A 19,955-nucleotide genomic window follows, 5' to 3' on the forward strand; every position below is an offset into this window, starting at 1 on the left:
TCCACCGAGTTCGCCGAGCTGCGGCCACGCCTGGTCTACGACCGCGACACGGGCACCCTGACCGCGCGGCCCGGCGCCCAGCGGCTGGCCGTCACCTCCGGCGGCGCCATCCCCGATCGCGGCATGTTCACGGTCTACCTCGCCAGCGAGGCCGACAAGCCGTCGCGGGTGGGCGAACTGGACGAGGAGATGGTGTACGAGTCCCGGCCCGGTGACGTCATCTCGCTGGGCGCCACCAGCTGGCGGATCACCGAGATCACCCACGACCGGGTGCTGGTCATCCCCGCGCCGGGCCAGCCGGCCCGGTTGCCGTTCTGGCGCGGCGACGACGCGGGCCGCCCGGCGGAGCTGGGCGCCGCGCTGGGCGCGTTCACCGGCGAGCTGGCGGGACTGGACCGCGACGCCCTCGACGCCCGGTGCGCGGGCCTGGGTTTCGACGCCTACGCGACCGACAACATGTGGGCGCTGCTGGACGAGCAGCGCACCGCGGCCGGGGTGGTGCCCACCGACACCACCCTGCTGGTCGAGCGGTTCCCCGACGAGCTGGGCGACTGGCGGGTGATCCTGCACTCGCCGTACGGGCTGCGGGTGAACGGCCCGCTGGCGCTGGCGGTGGGCCGCCGGCTGCGCGAACGCTACGGCCTCGACGAGAAACCGACCGCCTCCGACGACGGCATCGTGGTGCGGTTGCCGGACATGCTGTCCGACACCGGCGAGACCCCGCCCGGCGCCGAGCTGTTCGTCTTCGACGCCGACGAGATCGACCCGATCGTCACGGCCGAAGTGGGCGGTTCGGCGTTGTTCGCCTCGCGGTTCCGGGAGTGCGCGGCCCGGGCACTGCTGCTGCCCCGCCGGCACCCGGGCAAGCGGTCGCCGCTGTGGCACCAGCGCCAGCGGGCCGCCCAACTGCTGGACGTGGCCCGCAAATACCCCGACTTCCCGGTGGTCCTGGAGACCATCCGCGAATGCCTGCAGGACGTCTACGACGTCCCCGCCCTGACGTCGCTGATGGCCGGCATCGCCCAGCGCAAGGTACGGGTGCTCGAAACCGAGACGGCTCGGCCCTCCCCGTTCGCGTCGTCCTTGCTGTTCGGCTACGTCGGCGCGTTCATGTACGAGGGCGACACCCCGCTGGCCGAGCGCCGGGCCGCGGCGCTGTCGCTGGACAGCACGCTGTTGGCCGAACTGCTCGGCCGCGTCGAGTTGCGGGAGTTGCTCGACCCCGACGTCATCGCCGCGACCGGCCGTCAGCTGCAGCACCTCACCGAGGACCGGTACGCGCGCGACGCCGAAGGCGTCGCCGACCTGCTGCGGCTGCTGGGCCCGATGACCGAGGACGAGATCGCCGCCCGGGCCGGCGGCGCGGAGGTGGGCGGCTGGCTCGAGGGCCTGCTGGGCGCGCGGCGGGCGCTGACCGTGTCGTTCGCCGGCCGCAGCTGGTGGGTGGCCATCGAGGACATCGGCCGGCTGCGCGACGGGGTCGGGGCGCCCGTTCCGCTCGGGGTGCCGGCCGCCTTCACCGAGACGGTGGCCGACCCGCTGGGCGAGCTGCTGGGCCGCTACGCGCGCACCCACACCCCGTTCACCACGGCGGAGGCGGCGGCCCGGTTCGGGCTGTGCTTGCGGGTGACGGCCGACGTGCTGGGCCGGCTGGCCGCCGACGGCCGCCTGGTGCGCGGCGACTTCGTCGCCGCCACTGCGGTCGCCTCGGGCAGCGACCAGTGGTGCGACGCCGACGTGCTGCGCGTGTTGCGGCGCCGATCGCTGGCCGCGCTGCGCGCGCAGGTGGAACCCGTGAGCACCGCCGCCTACGGGCGGTTCCTGCCGGCCTGGCACCGCGTGCCCGCCCAGAATTCGGGGCTGGACGGCCTGATGTCCGTGATCGACCAGCTGGCCGGGGTCCGGATGCCGGCCTCGGCGATCGAGCCGCTGGTGCTCGGCCCCCGGGTGCGCGACTACTCGCCCGCGATGCTCGACGAGCTGCTCGCCACCGGCGAGGTGACCTGGTCGGGCGCCGGGTCGATCTCGGCCAGCGACGGCTGGGTCGCGCTGCACGTGAGCGATTCCGCGCCGCTCACCCTGGCCGGGCCCGCCGAGATCGAATTCACCGACGCACACCGCGCAATCCTGGAGACGCTGGCCGGCGGGGGCGCGTACTTCTTCCGCCAGCTGGCCCAAAGTGGGGTCCCGGACGCCGACCTCAAAGCCGCGCTGTGGGAACTGACCTGGGCCGGCTGGATCACCGGAGACACGTTCGCCCCGGTGCGCGCGGTGCTCGGCGGGGTGGGCGGCCGCAAACGATCGGCCCCGGCGCACCGGTCGCACCGGCTGCCGAGGCTGAGCCGATACAGCGTCGCGCACGCGCAATCGCGCCCGGCCGACCCGACGGTGGCGGGCCGATGGTCGGCCCTGCCACCGCCCGAGCCCGATTCGACGGTGCGCGCCCACTACCAGGCGGAGCTGCTGCTGGGGCGTCATGGCGTGCTGACCAAGGGTGCGGTGGCGGCCGAGGGCATCACCGGCGGGTTCGCCACGCTCTACAAGGTGCTGAGCACCTTGGAGGAGGCCGGCCGATGCCAGCGCGGCTACTTCGTCGAGTCGTTGGGCGGCGCGCAGTTCGCGGTCGCCTCGACCGTCGACCGGCTGCGCAGCTACAGCGACGGCATCGACCCCGAACGGCCGGAATACCGGGCGATCGTGCTGGCCGCCGCCGACCCGGCCAACCCCTACGGCGCCGCGCTGCCATGGCCCGCCGCCAGCGGCGAGGGGGCGCGGCCGGGTCGCAAGGCCGGCGCGCTCGTCGTGCTGGTCGACGGCCACCTGGGCTGGTTCCTCGAGCGCGGCGGGCGGTCCCTGCTCACGTTCACCGAGGACCCCGCGGCCCACGGCACGGCGGCCGCGGCGCTGGCCGACCTGGTCGCCTCCCGGCGCGTCGCGTCGATCCTGGTCGAGCGCATCGACGGGGCGCCGGCGCTGCAGCCGCAGGGTCCGAGCCCGGTCGCCGAGGCGCTGGCCGACGCCGGGTTCGCCCGCACTCCGCGCGGACTTCGCCTCCGGTGAGGCCGCGGTAGCCGTGCCCGAGGGCGACACCGTCTGGCACACCGCCGCCGTCCTGCGCCAGCACCTGGTCGGGCGCACCCTGACGCGCTGCGACGTCCGCGTCCCGCGGTACGCGACGGTCGACCTCACCGGGGAGGTGGTCGACGAGGTGCTCAGCCGCGGCAAACACCTTTTCATCCGGGCCGGCCGGGCGAGCATCCACTCGCACCTGAAGATGGACGGCAGCTGGCGGGTCGGCGAGCGGCAGGTGCGGGTCGACCACCGGGCGCGCATCGTCCTGGAAGCCGGAACCATCCGCGCCGTCGGCGTGGACCTGGGCGTGCTGGAGATTTTGGAGCGCGACCGCGACGAGGACGCCGTCGCGCACCTCGGGCCCGACCTGCTCGGCGAGGACTGGGCCGCCGGGCTGGCCGCCGCCAACCTGGTCGCCCACCCGGACCGCCCGCTCGCCGAGACGCTGCTGGACCAGCGCGTCCTGGCCGGAATCGGCAACGTCTATGCCAACGAGCTGTGTTTCGTCAGCGGGCACCTGCCCACCGCGGCGGTGCGCGCGGTCACCGACCCGCAACGGCTGGTGTCCCGCGCCCGGGACATGCTGTGGCTCAACCGCTTGCGGTGGAACCGCTGCACCACCGGCGACACCAGGGCCGGCCGGCAGCTGTGGGTCTACGGGCGAGCCGGCCAGGGCTGCCGTCGCTGCGGTACCCGCATCGCCTACGACGGCTCCGGGGACCGGGTCACCTACTGGTGCCCGACCTGCCAGCGCTGACCACTGACCCGAAGCGATCACAACCGGTTAGTCCCGGGCGTGCGCCAGGAAGAACTGCGCGATGGCCTCCGAGCCGTCGAGCGCGCGGGTGGTGGGTCCGATGATCGTCTTGGGCAGGTACTGCCTGCCGCCGGGCCAGGTGTGCCCGCCGCTGTCGATCTGGTAGAAGATCACCTCGGTTGATGCCGCGCAGGCCGTCGAGTCGAAGCGGCGCACGACGGTCCCGTCCCCGACATTGGGCAGGGCCTGGACGGACGGGTCACCCTGGCAGCGATCGGCCGAACGCCACGTGTTCACCATGCTGTCGGCGGAGATGGCGTGGCTGACCCCGCCGCGGCCGCGCACGGCCCCGCCCTTGAACGGCACCAGCGGGTCGGCGGTGCCGTGGGCCTCCCACACCGACACGGGCCGCGACGGGTTGCAGGCCACGCCCACGCCCAGCGTGCCCGCCACGGGCGCGGCGGCGGCGAACACGTCCGCGCGGTCGCACGCCAGCCGGTTGGACATGAATCCGCCATTAGACATCCCGGTGACGAAAATGTGCCCGGGGGCGATGCCGTAGTCGTTCTGCAGCTTGCCCACGAGCCCCACCAGGAAGCCGACATCGTCGATATGCCGGCGATCCGCCGGGGACGCCCCCCGCCCGTCGGCCCAGCTCTTGTCGTAACCGTCGGGATAGACCACCAGCAGATTGTGGTGGTCGGCGACGGAGTCGAACCCGGTCAGCCCCCGCTGCCCGTTCCCGGTCCCGCCGCCGCCGTGCAGGCTCAGGACCAGGCCGGCCGGGCTGCCCGGCGGCACGTGCAGCAGGTAAGTTCGGTCCATGCCGCCGGAACGGAACGTCCCGGACGCATCGCGCGCGCTGGCCGCCGAAACGTGCCGCTCAGCACAGCCCACCAGGCACAGCGCGACGAGGACCACAGACAACAAACGCGCGCAGGGCATGCCGTCAGGACCCTGGCAGAGCCGACGGCAGAGCAAACCCCGCTCTGAGTGTGGCGGTGATCGCAATATGATTGATCCTGCACCGAGCTGCGCCGCAACGTGCGAACATTCGGGCAGCCCCCGCTGTCAGCGAGCAACGGCACTTCGAGGTCACGGGAGTATCAGAAATGACGAGGACCCAGGTACGCAACCCCAGCCTCCTGCTGTTGCTGATGGCTGCCGGCGTCGTCCCGGCCGCCGGGCTGCTGGACGCGCTCGGGGCGGCCCCGGCCGCCCACGCCAGTGCCGCCGACGACGCGTTCCTCGCCGCGCTGACCGCCAAGGGGATCAACTACGAATCGCCCGAAACCGCGATCCGATCCGGGCACCTGGTGTGCCAGGAACTCGACTCCGGTGAAGCGCCGCAACAGGTGGCAAACGACGTGATGACCAACAGCCACCTCGACGGCTACCACGCTGGCTACTTCGTGGGCGTCAGCATCCGGGCGTACTGCCCGAAGTACGGCGCCCAGGCCTGAAAGTTAACAGCCAGTTGACAGGCTCGTGACAAACGCGCCGGTAAAATCTGAACTCGGAAACAATTCCTGAGAACTCTCGAAGGCCAAATGATTCCTAGACTTTTGGTCGGCGTGGCACTCGCTCTCGGCACTGCCGGTTGGACGGCAGCCACCGCCAACGCCGACCCAAGCCCCTTCAACACGCTCAGCTGCACTTGTGAAGAGACGGCGCCCGCGGACAGCGCGGCCCTTATGGACAAGATCGATCGGGGTATCCAGCACGGCCTTGCGGACGCGCCCACGGTGCAGATTCATCACTGACCTTCAGTTCTTTCGCCGCGTCCGCGGCCCGGCGTAATGGTGGTAGCGCGCGGCGCGCCGGCGGATGCGATACGCGCTGCCACGGGTGCGATGCGGTTGTCCGACAAGGTGTATCGGCTCGCTGTAGAAGAGCATCTTGGCCAGCTCCACCAGAATCAGATAGCAGATCACAAACGTGCCCAGCACGGCGAAGAACTGCCATGGCAGCGGCGTGAAGCCGAGGGCCCGCGCCAGCGGCGAGATCGTCAGCCCGGCGCCGACGGCCACGACGGTGACGCTGGTGGCGGTCAGCAGCGCGCTGGGCCGGCTGCGGAAGAACGGCACCATGCGGGTGCGGATGACGAAGATGATCAGCGTCTGTGTCGCGAGCGATTCCACGAACCACCCCGTGCGGAACTCGACTGCCCCGGCGTGTAACACGCCCAGCATCAGGCCGAACGTCAGGAAGTCGAACAGCGAACTGATCGGGCCGAAGATCAGCATGAACCGGCGGATGAACGCGACGTTCCAGTGCGACGGCGCCTGCAGTTGCGCGGCGTCGACCCGGTCGGTCGGGATCGCCAGCTGTGAGGTGTCGTAGAGCAGGTTGTTCAGCAGGATCTGGCTGGGCAGCATCGGCAGGAACGGCAACAGCGCCGACGCGGCCGCGGCGCTGAACATGTTTCCGAAATTGCTCGATGTGCCCATCAGCACGTACTTGATGGTGTTGGCGAAAATGCGCCGGCCCTCGGCCACCCCGGTGGCCAGCACCCCGAGGTCCTTTTCCAACAGCACCACGTCGGCGGCGTCCTTGGCCACATCGGTGGCGCTGTCGACGGAGATTCCCACGTCGGCGGCGTGCAGGGCCAGCGCGTCGTTGACGCCGTCACCCAGGAAACCCACCGAGCGCCCCTTGCGCCGCAGCGCGGCGATCAGCCGCGCCTTCTGCTCGGGGGAGATGCGGGCGAAGATGGTGTGGTTGTGCGCGACAGCGGCGAACGCGTCGTCGTCCAGCCCGTCGAGCTGCGCGCCGGTGATGGTGCCCTTGGAGGCCAAACCCAGATCGCCGCAGACCTTTTCGGCGACACGCGGGTTGTCGCCCGTGGCGATCTTCAGCTCGATGCCCAGGTCGGCCAACTCCGAGAGCGATTGACGTGCAGCGGCTTTGGGTTCGTCAGCGAACACCAGGAAGCCCGCGAGCGTCAGCTCGGACTCGTCGGTGCGGGTCAGCGTCGTCAGCCCCGGCGCCGGTTTGGTGGCCACGGCCACCACGCGGCGCCCGGCCGCGAACAACGCGGCGAGGGTTTCCTGCGCCACCGCCACGACGCCCCGGCATTGGGCCAGCACCTGCTCGGGCGCGCCCTTGACCACCAGCATCCGGGTGCCGTCGTCGTCGACCAGCACCGACGTCGCCCGGCGTTCATGGTCGAACGGCAGCATCGCCACCCGTGCGGCGCCGGCCACCAACTCGTGCGCCTGCGGGGACTCCCAGAGTGCGGCGTCGAGCGGATTGGCGCTGACGCCACCGGTTTCCGGGTCCACATCGGTGGCCAGCAGCCCCAGCCGGCGGACCGGTTCGTCGTGTGCACCGGCGGCGTCGAGGCAGTCGACCAACCGCACCCGGCCTTCCGTCAGGGTCCCGGTCTTGTCGGTGATCAGGATGTCGATGTCGCCGAGATCCTCGATGCACACCAACCGCTTGACGAGCACCTTGGCCTTGGCCAGCTGCCGTGATCCGGTGGCCAGGCCGGTGCTGACGACGGCGGGCAGCAGCTGCGGCGTGATGCCGACGGCGATCGCCAGCGAGAACAGCACGGAGTCGATGATCGGCTTCGCCAACAGCAGGTTGCTGATCAAGATGACCACCATCAGCGCGACGGCCACCTGCAGCAGCAGGTAGGAGAACCGGCGCAGCCCCACCTGGAAGCCCGTTTCCGGCTGGCGTTCGTCCAAACCCGCTGCGATGCGGCCGAATTCGGCGTTCCTTCCGGTGGCGTACACCACCCCGGTGCCCTCGCCGGCGCTGACGATGGTGCCCATGAACGCCAGGTCGGCGGCGTCGGCCAGGTCAGTTCCGGGGGGCACGGGTTCGGGTGATTTCTCGGACCCGGTCGACTCCCCGGTCAGAATGCTTTCGTTGCATTCCAAACCGCTGACCTCGATCAGCCGGACATCGGCCGGCACCGCCTCCCCCAGCGACAGCCGGACCACATCGCCCGGGACCAGCGCGGTGACGGGGAGCGTGACGAAGTCCCCGTCGCGGCGCACGACGGCGTTGTGGTGGACGCTGGCGTGCAGGTCGGCGGCGGCGCGCTCGGCGCGGTACTCGTTGATGAAGCTCAGCCCGACGCTGGCCACCAGGATGATGCCGATGATGACCGCCTGCATGCTGTCGCCCAGAAAGTACGAGACGACCGCGGTGGCGGCCAGCAGGATGAGCACGGCGTTGCGCAGCTGGCGACCCAGCACCGCAAGGACATTGACGCGATGGGTCCGCACCGCGTTGGGGCCGTAACGCGTCAGCCGGGCAGTGGCCTGGGTGCTGGACAACCCGGCGGCCGAGCTGTCCAGCAGGCGCAGCACCTCGTCGACCGGGGAGGCCGCGACGGACGGGGTGGTCGGGGCCGCGGAATCGGGTAACACCTCGGCGGTCATAGCCAGTCCCGGCGCTTGAACATCAGGTAGATCACCGCCATCAGGACGAAGATCAGGCTGGTGCTGGCGATGAACCCAGCGAGGTGACCGAAGCCAGGGTAGGGAACGTTCTGGCCGTAGAAACCCGTGATCGCCGTGGGCACGGCGATGATGGCCGCCCATCCGGTCAGCTTCTTCATGATGGTGTTGAGCCGGGCATCCTGCAGCGACAGGTTGGTCTCGAAGATCGTTGTGACCATGTCGCGCAACGATTCCGTCCATTCGGACACCCGCAGCACGTGGTCGTACAGGTCGGCGTACAGCGGGTCCAGTTCCGGGGCGGTGCCCACCTCGTGGCGGTGGTGCTGAATCGAGTTGACCACCTCCCGCATCGGGAGCGCCACCCGGCGCAGCCCCACCAGGTCCCGCCGCATCTGGAATGTCCGGCGCTGAAAGGTGGCTTGGCGCGGCCTGCCGTCGAAAAGTTCGTCCTCGATGGATTCGACGCAGTCGTCCAGGGCCTCCACCGCCGCGAAATGACTGTCCACCACGACGTCGAGCAGGCCGTGCACCAGCGCGCCCACCCCGTACTGCTGGGCGCCGATCTCCTCCCATCGCCGGGTGACCGCGGCGACGTCGAAGTCCGGTGTCAGGCGCACGGTGATCAGGCCGCGGGACAGCACGAACGCCGAAATCCGGTGCATGGACAGCATTCGCCGCGGCTCGTCGGTGGCTGCGGCCGCGACCTCGACCGCATAGACGGTGAAGAAGGTGTGCGACTCGTATGCGGTGGCCTTGACCCGCTCGGCGGCCGCGACGGCGTCCTCGACGGCCCACGTGTTGAGGCCGAGTTCGGCGGCCAGCTCGCACAGCGCGTCGTGGTCGGGGACGCACAGGTCGACCCACACCAAGGCGTCGGGTTCACGGAGGTATTCCGAGATGTCCTCAAAGGTGAAGTCGTCCTGCGGCTTACCGTGGCGCCAGACGCGGCCCTGGATGTTGCCCTGCACGACGCTATCTTCTCAGCCCGGCCCAGCCCCCGCCCATCAGTAGGTGGAGATCTCGTCTTGCTCGGGCAAATCGCCGCTGACCATGAAGACGACGCGGCGCCCGACTTCCACGGCATGGTCGGCGAAGCGCTCGTAAAACCGGCCCAGCAGCGCGGCGTCCACGGCGGCGGGGATGTTGTCCGTCCAGTTCTGGTCCAACAGCACGCTGAACAACTGCCGGTAGAGCTCGTCCATCGCGTCGTCCTGCTCGCGAAGTCGCGCGGCTTGTTCTGGGTCGTGGGACATCAGCACCTGTTTTGCGTTGCCGCCCAAAGTGATTGCCACCTTGGCCATGTCGGCGAAACAAACACGGACTTCGTCGGGGAGTGCCCGATTCGGGTGCTCGCGCCGGGCGATCTTGGCGACGTGCACCGCGAGCGCGTCCATTCGTTCGATGTCGGCGATCATCTGGATGGCGCTGAAGATTGCCCGTAACTCTCCGGCAACCGGTTGTTGTAGCGCCAGCAACGCGAACGCTTCTCGCTCCGCGCGCCCCCGCATCACCACTACCCGGTCGTGCTCCCCGATGACCCGTTCGGCGGCGTCGAGGTCCGCCTCCAACAACGCTTTGGTCGCGCCCCTCATCGCCTCGTTGGCCAGGCCGCACATCTCGCCGAGCTGGACGGTCAATTCCTCCAGCTGGTGGTGGTAACCGGTTCGCATAGCGTAACGGTGGCCAATACGAACGTTTTTCACAAGGGACGAAAGGCACCCGAAAAGGGCCGGAACGCCTCCTCCCCCGTGCGGCACCGCCGGTTAACCTGCCGCTGTCACCATATCGATGACATCCACCCCGAGTCGAAAGAACACGGTGAACACACGACGCGGCCTCCCCGGGCTGGGCTTGCTGACGGCGCCGTTGCGCGTCGCCGCGGTGAGCGCCGAGATCGCCGCCGGCGCCGCATTGTTGGGCGGAAACGTCGCGACGAGCATGGGCAGGTCGCTGTCACGCGCGACGCCGGACGTGCCGGCGCTGACGCGCGCCGCGGCCGGCGCGGTGCTCGAGGCGGCGGGCGGCCCGCGGGTCCGGCGCGTCAGCGTCAACGGGCCCCGGCGTTGGATCGAGGTGCGCGGCCTCGAGGGCGAGCGCGCCGCGGACATCGCGGCGGCGGTTCTGGCGGCGGTCCGGGCGATGCCCGGCGTCCAGCGGGCCCACCTCAACCCGGCCCTGGCGCGGGTGGTGGTGACCGTGGCCGACGACGGACCCTCGACGGCCGAACTCTGCCGGGCCGTCGCCGCCGCGGAACGACCCCGCCGAGCGCGGGCCTCACGTGCGCACCCGCCCAGCCTGCCGGGCGACGATGCACTCCTGATGGGCCGGATGGTGGCGGCGACGGCGGCCTCGGTGGGCTTCGGCCTCTCCCTGACCGGCAGCCTGCTGCGGTTGCCCCGGCTGCCCGACCTGGTGGCCGTGCCGCCGACGGTGGCCGATCATCTGCCGCGGCTGCGCCGCGAGTTGGATCGGCGCCTGGGGCGCGAGGGCGCCGACGTGTTGTTCGGCATCGTCAACGCCACCACCGCGGCGCTGACGCTGTCGCCGACGGCGGCGGCCGCCGAGGCCGCCACCCGCACCATGCTGGCGGCCGAGGCGTGGAACGGCAGGCTGGCGTGGTATCGCCATGAACCCGAGTTGGCCGGCCAATTGTTGCCCGGCCAATTGTTGCCCGACGACGCGGCCACGACCCCGGTCGGTAACCCGGCCACGGCGGACGGGCCCGCGGAACGCTACGCCAACCGCGTCGGATTGGCCGGAATCGGTGCCGCCGCCGCCGTCGGCCTGCTCACCCGCAACCCCGACGCGGCCGGCGCCGCCGCGCTGGCCGCCGTCCCCAAACCGTTGCGCACCGTGCGGGAAGCGTTCGGCTGCACGATGAATCACGGCCTCACCGCCCGCCACGACGCGCTGGTGCTGCGTCCGGGCGTGTTGCGAGCACTCGACCGGATCGACGCGATCATGGTCGATCCGCGAGCGCTGTACACCGACGAGCTGACGGTCAGTCGCGTTCTGGGCGTGGAGAATTCGGCACGCGCGCACGCCTGGGCGGCCGTGCGGGCCGCGCTCGAGGGCGGGGACATGCAGCCGGGATGGCACCGGCTGGCCGACATTCCCGGCGCCGGCGACGTCGGCGAGGCGCTGGTCAGCCCGGTCCGCGACCCGTTCGCGGCGGCGGTGCTCACCGAGGCGCGGCGCTCCCAGCCGCGGGTCTATTCCCTAGACGATGACGGATTACGTTCCCTGGCACAGGGTTTCGACCAGCTCTACCCAGCGGACGGGTCGATCGACCACGCGGTCTCGGCGGCCGTCGCGGAACTGAAGGCCGCCGGGCACACCGTTGCGCTGCTGACAACCGCGGACATGCGGGGCGCGCACCGGTCCGACGTGACGATCGGGGTGCTGCGGCCCGGGCACTCCGCGCCCTGGGCCGCCGACGTCATCGCGAAGGACCTGACCGGCGCCTGGCGCATGTTGCACGCGCTGCCCGCCGCACGCGCCGCCACCGACGGCGCGGTCCGGTTGTCGGCCTCTGCCTCCGCGATCGGCGCACTGATGCTCATTCCCGGTGTGCCGGGCCGCAGTTCGGCATCGGTCAATGTCGGCATGGTCGCCAGCCTGTGGTTCGGCTACCGGGCGGCCGTGAAGGCCCTGCGGGACCCGCTGCCCGAACCCGAAACCGCCCACGACTGGCACGCGCTGCCGGTCACCGAGGTGCAGCGGCTGCTGCCCCGCCCGGTCGACGAGCCCCGCAAGGAGGCTGTGGCGCGGTGGCAGCAGGTGCCCCCGCTTCGCGTGCTGCACGACGCGACCGCGGCGTCCTGGGCAACCATCCGCGATTTCGCCGAGGAGATGCGCGGCGACCTGGCGGACCCGATCACCCCGCTGTTGGCCACCGGCGCGGCGGCCAGCGCGCTGCTCGGCTCCCCGCTGGACGCCGTCCTGGTGGGCAGCGTGCTGCTGGTCAACGCCGCCCTGTCGGCCGAGCAGCAGCTGCACGCCGAAAGCACGTTGAATCGCCTACTGGCCGTCCAGGACCCGCCGGCGCGACGCCGGGTCGGGGCGCTGGACGCTCAGCGCCGCGAGAAGGTGCCGACCAAGCGGCTACGGCTGGGCGACATCATCGAAGTGCACGCCGACGAGGTGGTCCCCGCGGATGCCCGGCTGTTGCACGCCTCGAACGTGGAGGTCGACGAGTCAACGCTGACCGGCGAATCGCTGCCGGTCGCCAAGCAGACCGAGCCCACGCCGGGCGCGCCGCTGGCCGAGCGGACCTGCATGCTCTACGCCGGCACCACGGTCGTGGCGGGCACGGCGGTGGCCGTGGTCACCGCCGTGGGGTCGCGGTCGGAGATGCGCCGGGCGTTGGCGATGGCGCCGCGCAAGCTGCAGGAGATCGGCCTGCAGCGGCAGTTGCGGCACATCACCCGCCGGGCCCTGCCGTTCAGCGTGGCCAGCGGCGGCCTGGTCGGCTTGCTCAGCGTGGCCCGCGGCACCGGGTTGCGCGAGGCAGTGTCCAGCGCGGTCACGCTGATCGTCGCCGCCATCCCCGAGGGCCTGCCCTTGGTGGCGACGTTGGCGCAGCTGGCCGCCGCCCGGCGGCTCACCGGCGAATCGGTGCTGATTCGCAACCCCCATTCGGTGGAGGCGCTGGCCCGGCTGAACGTGGTGTGCTTCGACAAGACCGGAACGCTGAGCGAGAACCGGCTCAAGGTCAAGGAGGTGCGCCCGCAGCCGGGCTACGCCCCCGGTGCGGTGCTGGACGCGGCACTGAGCACCAGCTACGCGCGGCACAGCCACCGGGTCGACCACGCCACCGACGACGCCATCCACCGGGCCGCCGCCGACCCCGCCCTTCGCGGCGACGGCTGCGCGCCGCAACGGCTGACCCGCGACGCGTTCCTGCCGTTCCAGTCCGGTCGTCCGTTCGCCGCCGCGCTGGTCGGCACCCGGCTGACCATCAAGGGCTCGCCCGAGGTGCTCTCGTCGGCGTTACTGCAGCACGACCACGCCCTGACCCGCCAGATCGACGAGATGGCGGCGGGCGGGCTGCGAGTGCTGGCAGTGGCCGAGCGTCAGCTCAGCCAGCAGGAAGCCTCAACCGCCGCAACGGATCCGGATTACCTGCAGACCCTGTGCACGACCGGGCTCACCCCGATCGGCCTGCTCGGGCTGGCCGACACCCCACGGCCGGCGGCCCCTGGGTTGCTGAAGGAACTCGCCGCGCGTGACATCGGCGTCCGGCTGATCACCGGTGACCACCCGGCGACCGCGGCGGTTATCGCCCAGGAGATGGGGCTCGACGTCACCCCCGATCAGGTGATCACCGGCAGCGATTGGGAAGCGTTGTCCGCCGACGGACGGGCCGAGGCGGCGGCGGCGCGGGTGGTATTCGCGCGGATGACGCCCGAGCACAAGATCGACGTGGTCCAGACCCTGGAGCGGTCCGGGCTGGTCACGGCCATGGTCGGTGACGGCGTCAACGACGCCGCCGCGATCCGGGCGGCCAGCGTGGGCATCGGGGTGGCGGCGCGCGGCAGTGACGCGGCCCGCACGGCGGCCGACGTGGTGCTGCTCGACGAGCGGATCGAGGCGCTGATCGACGCGCTCGACGAGGGCCAGCAGCTGTGGCGGCGCGTGCAATCGGCGGTATCGATGCTGTTGGGCGGCAACCTTGGCGAGGTGTGCTTCGCCCTGATCACCACGGTCCTCACTGGACGATCGGTGCTCAATGCCCGGCAGATGCTGTTGGTCAACATGCTGACCGACGCGCTGCCCGCCGCGGCACTGGCCGTGAGCCCGCAGGCGGCCACCGACGAGGTCAGCCGCGACGAGGCGGCGATGTGGCGGGCGATCGGAATCCGCGGGGCGGCAACCACGATCGGCGCCACGGCGGGCTGGGCGATGGCCAGCGTCACCGGCCCCCCGCGCCGCGCGGCGACGGTCGCGCTGATCGCGCTGGTGGGCGCGCAACTGACCCAGACGCTGGTCGACTCGCGCGCGCCGCTGGTGGTGCTGACGACGGTCGGCTCGCTGGGCGCGCTGGTGGTGGTGGTCAGCACGCCGGGGCTCAGCCAGGTGTTCGGCTGCACGCCCGTGGACCCGCTGGCCTGGGGCCAGGCTTTGCTGGCCGCGGTCCTGGCGAGCTCACTGTCGGCGGTCGCCCCCGACTTGCTGCTACGCGCATCGCAGAGCGTGCAGCGCCGGATGGTCGGCGTCTGATGGCCCGCCCGAAACCCCCTTGGCGGCACTGGTTGTTCACGTCTGGTAAACCCCGCGGTCACTTCTCCGGGTCGCGGGCCGGTCACGCCGGCCGTACCGTTTGCGGTACGACGGCTAACTCGAAAAGTAGGCGAGCAGGTGGTTGACATGGAGCGCGACAATCGGTTGCGGCTCAAGCCTTATCGGTCGGTATCGGAACACATCGACGGTGCCTGGTGGCCGCAGTCGACAAACTTGGTCGAGGAGCTGCCGAAGTTGCTGACGGCGCTGTCCGAACGGATGGGGCGGGTCGTGATGGTCGGCTATCGCCGCAACGGCTGGGACGAGACGCCGGCCTTGATCGAGATCGCGGGGCACACCGTCGAACTGCTCGGCTTTACCAGCGACGAGCCGACCAGTGTCATCCTGATCGCGGAGAACGGCCGCCACGTCACGCTGCAGGTGATCCGGCCGGACACCGCCGAGGACGCGGCCCGGCAAGCGCTCGAGCGTGCGGGGAAACCCGCCGACGCCGGGGCCGCCCCGGTGAATCGATCGACGGTGGCGCGGTCGGTGGCCGACGTCGCCGACAAGCTGGCCCGTCACGAAGGCCTGGACGACGCGGCCCGGACCGCCCAGATCAAACGCTGGAGCGAGGAGGCCGCGTGTCAGTTCGTCGATGCGCCGGTGCAGACCTTCGTGCCGATCCTGGTCGAACACATCGTGCGTAACCGCATGCTGGAATCGCGCCCGCACGATCATCGGCGACCGTCGTTGACGGCGTAAGCCGAACGCCGGCTGCATCGCGACGTAGCGACCCGATGGGCACCCAGCCGCGGGACTGGCTGGGGGGCACGGCTTCGGCCTCCGGCGCACCGACCGAACCCGCCTTGCTCGACGGCCCGGCCGTCATCGAAAAGCTGTGCAGCGACGCCGAATTCGGCTTGACGGACGCGGAGGCCGCCCGCCGGCTCGCCGTGTTGGGCGCCAACGACATCGAGAGCGTCGCGCCGGTGCCGGCGTGGCGAAAGCTGCTGGCGCAGTTTCGCAGCCCGCTGATCTACCTGCTGCTCGCCGCGCTGGTCGCCTCGCTCGCGGTCTGGGCAGTCGAGGGGGCCGGCGGCTGGCCCGTCGACGCTGCGGTGATCGCGGTCATCCTCGTCCTGAACGCGCTGCTGGGTTATGCGCAGGAGGCCCGCGCGGAGCGCGCGGTCGGCGCGCTGGCGCGGATGGCGGCGACCTCGGCGACGGTCGTCCGGAACGGGGCGCGGCGCACCGTCCCCGCGACCGAGCTGGTGCCCGGCGACGTGCTGCTGCTCGCCGAGGGCGACGCCGTGGCGGCGGACGCGAGGCTGCTGTGGGCCGAGGACCTGCAGGTGTCGGAGGCCGCGCTGACCGGCCTGAGCGAACCCGTGCCCAAAGCCGCCCAGATTTTGCCCGAGTCGGCGGATCGGGACGACAGGGCCGACATGGTGTTCAAGGGCACCGCGATCGCCAAGGGCGCAGGGCGGGCGGTGGTGACCGCGACGGGGATGGCGACCCAGACCGGTCAGATCGCCGGCCTGGTGCGGACCGCGGACCACGAGGCGACGCCGCTGCAGCGCGAAGTGGCGCGGGCCAGCCGGCTGCTCGGGATCGCCGTGCTGGTGATCGCCGTCGTGGTGATCGCGACCATTTTCCTGGTCTTCGGCATCCACGGCGCCGACGACGTCACGAAGGCGGTGCTGCTGGGCGTCTCACTGGCCGTGGCTGCCGTTCCCGAAGGCCTGCCCGCCATCATGTCGGTCGTGCTCGCGCTCGGGATGCGGCGGATGGCCGGCCGCAACGCCGTCGTCAAGGAGCTGTCTTCCGCCGAAACCCTGGGCTCGGCGTCGGTGGTGTGCTCGGGCAAGACGGGCACGCTGACGACCGGGGAGCTGACCATCGTGCGGGTCGTCACGCCCCTGGGCGAGGTCAAGGTCACCGGAGCCGGATATCGGCCCGAGGGTCACCTGGAGCTCGACGGTGTGGCCCTGGACGAGGGTGACGACCTGTGGCGCCAGGCCGCGCTGGTGCTCGATGCGGGCGCCGCCGCCGGCACGGCCACCCTGCGCGAGGAGGTCGGCCGGTGGACGGTCCAAGGCGATCCCGTCGACGCGGCCTTCCTGGTGGCGCACCGCAAGCTCGACGACGGGTCGCGGCGCGCCCCGGCGCGGGTGACGACGGGCAACCCCGGCGAGCTAGTCGACCGCTGCACGTACCTGCAGGCCGGCCGGCGGCTCGCCCCGCTCGACGGGGCGGCCAGGGCCACGATCCGGGGTGAGGCCGAGCGGCTCGCGCTGGACGCCCTGCACGCCGTCGCCGTCGCCTACCAGTCGGACGGGAACCTGGTGTACCTGGGCATGGTGGGCATCACCGATCCGCCGCGACCGGAGGCGGCGGCGGCGATCGCCGAGGCGCGCCGGGCGGGGGTCAGGGTCGTGATGATCACCGGCGACCATCCTCGGGTGGCCGCGCGCGTCGCCCGCAAGCTTGGCATCGAGGACACCGAGTCGGTCGTGTCCGGCGCCCAATTGGCCGCCCTGGACGACGAGCAACTGCGGGAAACGGTGCGCGTGCACTCGCAGTTCACCCAAGTCGACCCTGCGGAGAAACAGCGCATCATCGACGCCCTGCAGGCCGACCACGAGATCGTCGCCGTCACCGGGGAGGGGATCAACGACGCGCCCGCGCTGAAATCGGCCGACATCGGCATCGCCATGGGCCGCAGCGGCACCGACGTCGCCAGGGAGGCGGCGAACATGATCCTCGCCGACGACAACTTCGCGACGATCGTTTCGGCCATTCGGGAGGGCCGGGGCATCTTCTCGAACATCAGGAAGACCCTGCGCTACCTGCTCTCCTCCAACATGGGTGAGATCTTCACCGTCTTCTTCGGCGTCGTGCTGGCCGGGTCGGTCGGCCTGGCGCAGGACCACACCATCGCGCTGCCGCTGCTGGCCACCCAGATCCTGTGGATCAACCTGCTGACCGACGGCGCGCCGGCCCTGGCGCTGGGCGTGGATCCGCAGACCGAGGAGCTGATGTGCCGGCCGCCCCGCTCGGTTTCGGACCGGGTCATCGACGCGCGGATGTGGAACAACATCGTCGTGATCGGCGCGGCCGTCGCCGCCGCCACGCTGTTCACGATGCACCTGTACGCGCCCGACGGTCCGCTGCCGTCCTCCGTGGACACCGCCCGCACCGCGGGCTTCACCGTGCTGGTGATCGCCCAGCTGATCAACACCATTAACGCCCGCTCGGAGACTCGGACGGCCTTCCGGGGCTTCTTCGCCAACAGGTGGTTGTGGGCGGCGATCGGGTTGTCGGCGCTGCTGCAGGTGGCCGTCGTTCAGCTGCCCGCCCTCAACACCGCCTTCACCACCACACCGTTGTCCGTCAGCCAATGGCTGGTCTGCATCGGCATGGCCAGCTCGGTCCTGTGGGTGAGCGAAATCCGCAAGGTTATCCTGCGGGCATCAGGGTCGTGATCGCCTCGATATCGGCCGGGCCGGGCAGCCCCCAGTCGGGCTGATAGCCCAGCAATTCGTTGACCTGCACCGTCTTCATGTCGATGTCGAGCAGCTCGATGGACTCCAGCGGCACCAGCGCCGGGTGGACGTGCCCGCAGGTGCGGGCCAGCTGGAGCAGCTCGAAGCGCAGGGTGGCGAGGTAGTTGGCGCAGCGCACCGACTTCAGCTCCGGGTCGAGGCCGTGCTGCAGCCAGGGCGACTGGGTGGCGACGCCCGAGGGGCAGCGGCCGGTGTGGCAGCGCTGGGCCTGGATGCAGCCGATCGCGAACATCGCGGTCCGCCCGACGTTGACCATGTCGCATCCGGCGGCCAGCGCCAACAGCGCGTTCTCCGGGATGCCCAGCTTTCCTGACCCGACGAACACCACGTCGTGGTGCAACCCGTGTTCGGCGAAGGCGCGGTAGACCCGAGGGAGCGCCCACTTGAAGGGCAGGGCGACGTGGTCGCTGAAGACCAGTGGGGCGGCGCCGGTTCCGCCCTCGCCGCCGTCGACGGTCACGAAGTCGATGCCCGTACCGGTGCGGGCCATGCGCGCGGCCAGCTCACACCAGAACCGAGCTTCCCCCACCGCCGACTTGATGCCCACCGGCAGCCCGGTCGCGGCGGCGATGGTCTCCACCAGCTCCAGCAGCCCGTCCACGTCGTTGAAGGCGGAGTGGCCGGCGGGGCTCTTGCAGTCCACGCCGGCCGGCACCCCGCGGATGGCGGCGATCTCGGGGGTGACCTTGGCGCCGGGCAGCACACCGCCAAGACCGGGCTTGGCGCCCTGGCTGAGCTTGATCTCGATGGCGCGGATCGCCGGCGTGGCCGCCACGCGGTCGACCAACCGGGGCAGGCTGAAGCGGCCGTCGTCGTCGCGGCAGCCGAAGTAGCCGGTGCCGACCTGCCAGATCAGGTCGCCGCCGTTGCGGTGATACGGCGACACCCCGCCCTCTCCGGTGGTGTGCAGGGCGCCGGCCAGCCCCGCACCCTTGTTCAGGGCGGTGATGGCCGCTCCGCCGAGCGCGCCGAAGCTCATCCCGGAGATGTTGACTACCGACTCCGGGCGAAAGGCCCTGGCGCGACCCCGCGCGCCGCCGAGCACCTTCGCCGCCGGCAACGGAACGGCCGGGTCCGGATGTTCGGGCGCGCCCGCCGGCGCCGCGACCGGGAACGCCGCGTGCTTGATGATGGGGTAGTTGTGCACCCGTTCCAGGTCGTTATCGGTGCCGAAGCCGAAGTACCGGTTGGCCAGCTTCGAGGACGTGTACACCCAGCGCCGCTGGTCGCGGCTGAACGGGCGCTCCGCGTCGTTGTCGGTGACGATGTATTGGCGCAACTCGGGGCCGACCGCCTCCAGCAGGAACCGCAGGTGCCCGATGACCGGGAAGTTCCGCAGAATGGTGTGCCGGCGCTGCAGCAAGTCCCACCCCGTCAGCCCGGCCAGGCCACCGCCGAGGACCGCGGCGACCGCGCGCGGCCTCAAGAATCGAAATTCGTGTAGACGCCCAGCAGGTCGCGGGCCGAGACGATGCCGACGGGCGCGCCGTCGCTCTCCACCAGCACGTGGCGGATGTAGCGGTCCATCATCCGGGCGGCGACCTGGTCCACCGAGGCCTCGGCATCGCACCACACCAGTTTCGTGCTGGCCACCTCGGAGGCCGGAGTGGTGACGGGGTTGCGCCCGGCCGCCACCGCCCGCACGAGGTCGCGCTCGCTCACCAACGCGGCCGGCCGCGGGTCGTCGCCGATCACGATCGCGCCCACGTCGCAGGTCACCATGGCCCTGGCGACGTCGGCGATCGTGGCGTTGACGGGGACGCGTGCCACGGGGTCGCCGGTGATGGTGGCGATCGGGAGGGACCCCGCCGGGGAAATCTCAGTCACGTCCACCATGCTCGTCAGCCGGTGGCGGCCCTTTCTAGTGACCTGAGTCCTCAATCCGCGTCCATCCGGCCCTAGCCGTCGCCGGGCCCC

General features: G+C 71.2%; 12 protein-coding genes. 6 read left to right on the forward strand and 6 right to left on the reverse strand.

Features of this window, described 5'->3' with window-relative positions:
* On the forward strand, nt 1-3,060 hold a 3,060-nt coding region (locus A5695_RS10090; protein WP_068080526.1), incomplete at its 5' end, for an ATP-dependent helicase.
* A 13-nt stretch (nt 3,061-3,073) separates the two neighbouring features.
* Nucleotides 3,074-3,829: an endonuclease VIII Nei2 gene (gene nei2 / locus A5695_RS10095; protein WP_068080528.1), complete on the forward strand. Its 756-nt coding sequence runs from the start codon at nt 3,074-3,076 to the stop codon at nt 3,827-3,829.
* 27 nt (nt 3,830-3,856) lie between these two features.
* Here nei2 and A5695_RS10100 read toward each other — a convergent pair whose 3' ends face one another.
* Nucleotides 3,857-4,774, reverse strand: a complete 918-nt coding sequence (locus A5695_RS10100; RefSeq protein ID WP_068080530.1) for a PHB depolymerase family esterase — start codon at nt 4,772-4,774, stop codon at nt 3,857-3,859.
* A 167-nt stretch (nt 4,775-4,941) separates the two neighbouring features.
* Between A5695_RS10100 and A5695_RS10105 the strand changes: the two genes are divergently transcribed.
* Nucleotides 4,942-5,292 (forward strand): DUF732 domain-containing protein, encoded by a 351-nt coding sequence (locus A5695_RS10105; protein WP_068080531.1) that lies wholly within the window; start codon nt 4,942-4,944, stop codon nt 5,290-5,292.
* A 303-nt stretch (nt 5,293-5,595) separates the two neighbouring features.
* Here A5695_RS10105 and mgtA read toward each other — a convergent pair whose 3' ends face one another.
* The 3 genes from mgtA to phoU are packed head-to-tail and all read right to left on the reverse strand — an operon-like array spanning nt 5,596 to nt 9,917.
* On the reverse strand, nt 5,596-8,226 hold the full coding sequence (mgtA, locus tag A5695_RS10115; protein ID WP_068080536.1) for a magnesium-translocating P-type ATPase: 2,631 nt from the start codon (nt 8,224-8,226) through the stop codon (nt 5,596-5,598).
* Complete coding sequence (locus A5695_RS10120; RefSeq protein WP_068080538.1) at nt 8,223-9,215, reverse strand: magnesium transporter CorA family protein; 993 nt, start codon at nt 9,213-9,215, stop codon at nt 8,223-8,225. Before A5695_RS10120 ends, mgtA begins: the two co-directional genes overlap by 4 nt.
* Nucleotides 9,216-9,251: 36 nt before the next feature.
* Complete coding sequence (gene phoU, locus A5695_RS10125; protein WP_068080540.1) at nt 9,252-9,917, reverse strand: phosphate signaling complex protein PhoU; 666 nt, start codon at nt 9,915-9,917, stop codon at nt 9,252-9,254.
* 268 nt (nt 9,918-10,185) lie between these two features.
* Between phoU and A5695_RS10130 the strand changes: the two genes are divergently transcribed.
* The 3 genes from A5695_RS10130 (at nt 10,186) to A5695_RS10140 (ending at nt 17,957) form a co-directional block, all read left to right on the forward strand.
* Entirely contained in the window at nt 10,186-14,469 is a 4,284-nt protein-coding gene (locus A5695_RS10130) for a cation-translocating P-type ATPase (RefSeq protein ID WP_369830174.1), read from the forward strand.
* Nucleotides 14,470-14,616: 147 nt separating this feature from the next.
* Entirely contained in the window at nt 14,617-15,234 is a 618-nt protein-coding gene (locus tag A5695_RS10135) for a DUF5994 family protein (protein ID WP_068080544.1), read from the forward strand.
* A gap of 35 nt (nt 15,235-15,269) precedes the next feature.
* A complete protein-coding gene (locus A5695_RS10140) occupies nt 15,270-17,957 on the forward strand; it encodes an HAD-IC family P-type ATPase (RefSeq protein ID WP_068080546.1) in 2,688 nt (895 codons plus the stop codon).
* Here the strand turns inward: A5695_RS10140 and A5695_RS10145 are convergent.
* Both A5695_RS10145 and A5695_RS10150 read right to left on the reverse strand, forming a co-directional pair.
* Nucleotides 17,932-19,464 carry an FMN-binding glutamate synthase family protein gene (locus A5695_RS10145; RefSeq protein WP_068080548.1) on the reverse strand — a complete coding sequence of 511 codons (1,533 nt, stop codon included), beginning with the start codon at nt 19,462-19,464 and terminating at the stop codon, nt 17,932-17,934. The two genes, A5695_RS10140 and A5695_RS10145, sit on opposite strands and share 26 nt — an antisense overlap.
* Nucleotides 19,461-19,874, reverse strand: a complete 414-nt coding sequence (locus tag A5695_RS10150) for a cyclic nucleotide-binding/CBS domain-containing protein (protein WP_369830172.1) — start codon at nt 19,872-19,874, stop codon at nt 19,461-19,463. Before A5695_RS10150 ends, A5695_RS10145 begins: the two co-directional genes overlap by 4 nt.
* Nucleotides 19,875-19,955: the final 81 nt, after the last annotated feature.

The organism is Mycobacterium sp. E1747 (assembly GCF_001667775.1).
Classification (GTDB): domain Bacteria; phylum Actinomycetota; class Actinomycetes; order Mycobacteriales; family Mycobacteriaceae; genus Mycobacterium.

Bases quoted from the DNA above. Each gene is read 5' to 3' on its own strand.
- A5695_RS10100 (WP_068080530.1), bottom strand. From the start codon at position 4,774: ATGCCCTGCGCGCGTTTGTTGTCTGTGGTCCTCGTCGCGCTGTGCCTG.
- A5695_RS10105 (WP_068080531.1), top strand. From the start codon at position 4,942: ATGACGAGGACCCAGGTACGCAACCCCAGCCTCCTGCTGTTGCTGATG.
- mgtA (WP_068080536.1), bottom strand. From the start codon at position 8,226: ATGACCGCCGAGGTGTTACCCGATTCCGCGGCCCCGACCACCCCGTCC.
- phoU (WP_068080540.1), bottom strand. From the start codon at position 9,917: ATGCGAACCGGTTACCACCACCAGCTGGAGGAATTGACCGTCCAGCTC.
- A5695_RS10130 (WP_369830174.1), top strand. From the start codon at position 10,186: ATGGGCAGGTCGCTGTCACGCGCGACGCCGGACGTGCCGGCGCTGACG.
- A5695_RS10135 (WP_068080544.1), top strand. From the start codon at position 14,617: ATGGAGCGCGACAATCGGTTGCGGCTCAAGCCTTATCGGTCGGTATCG.
- A5695_RS10140 (WP_068080546.1), top strand. From the start codon at position 15,270: ATGGGCACCCAGCCGCGGGACTGGCTGGGGGGCACGGCTTCGGCCTCC.
- A5695_RS10150 (WP_369830172.1), bottom strand. From the start codon at position 19,874: ATGGTGGACGTGACTGAGATTTCCCCGGCGGGGTCCCTCCCGATCGCC.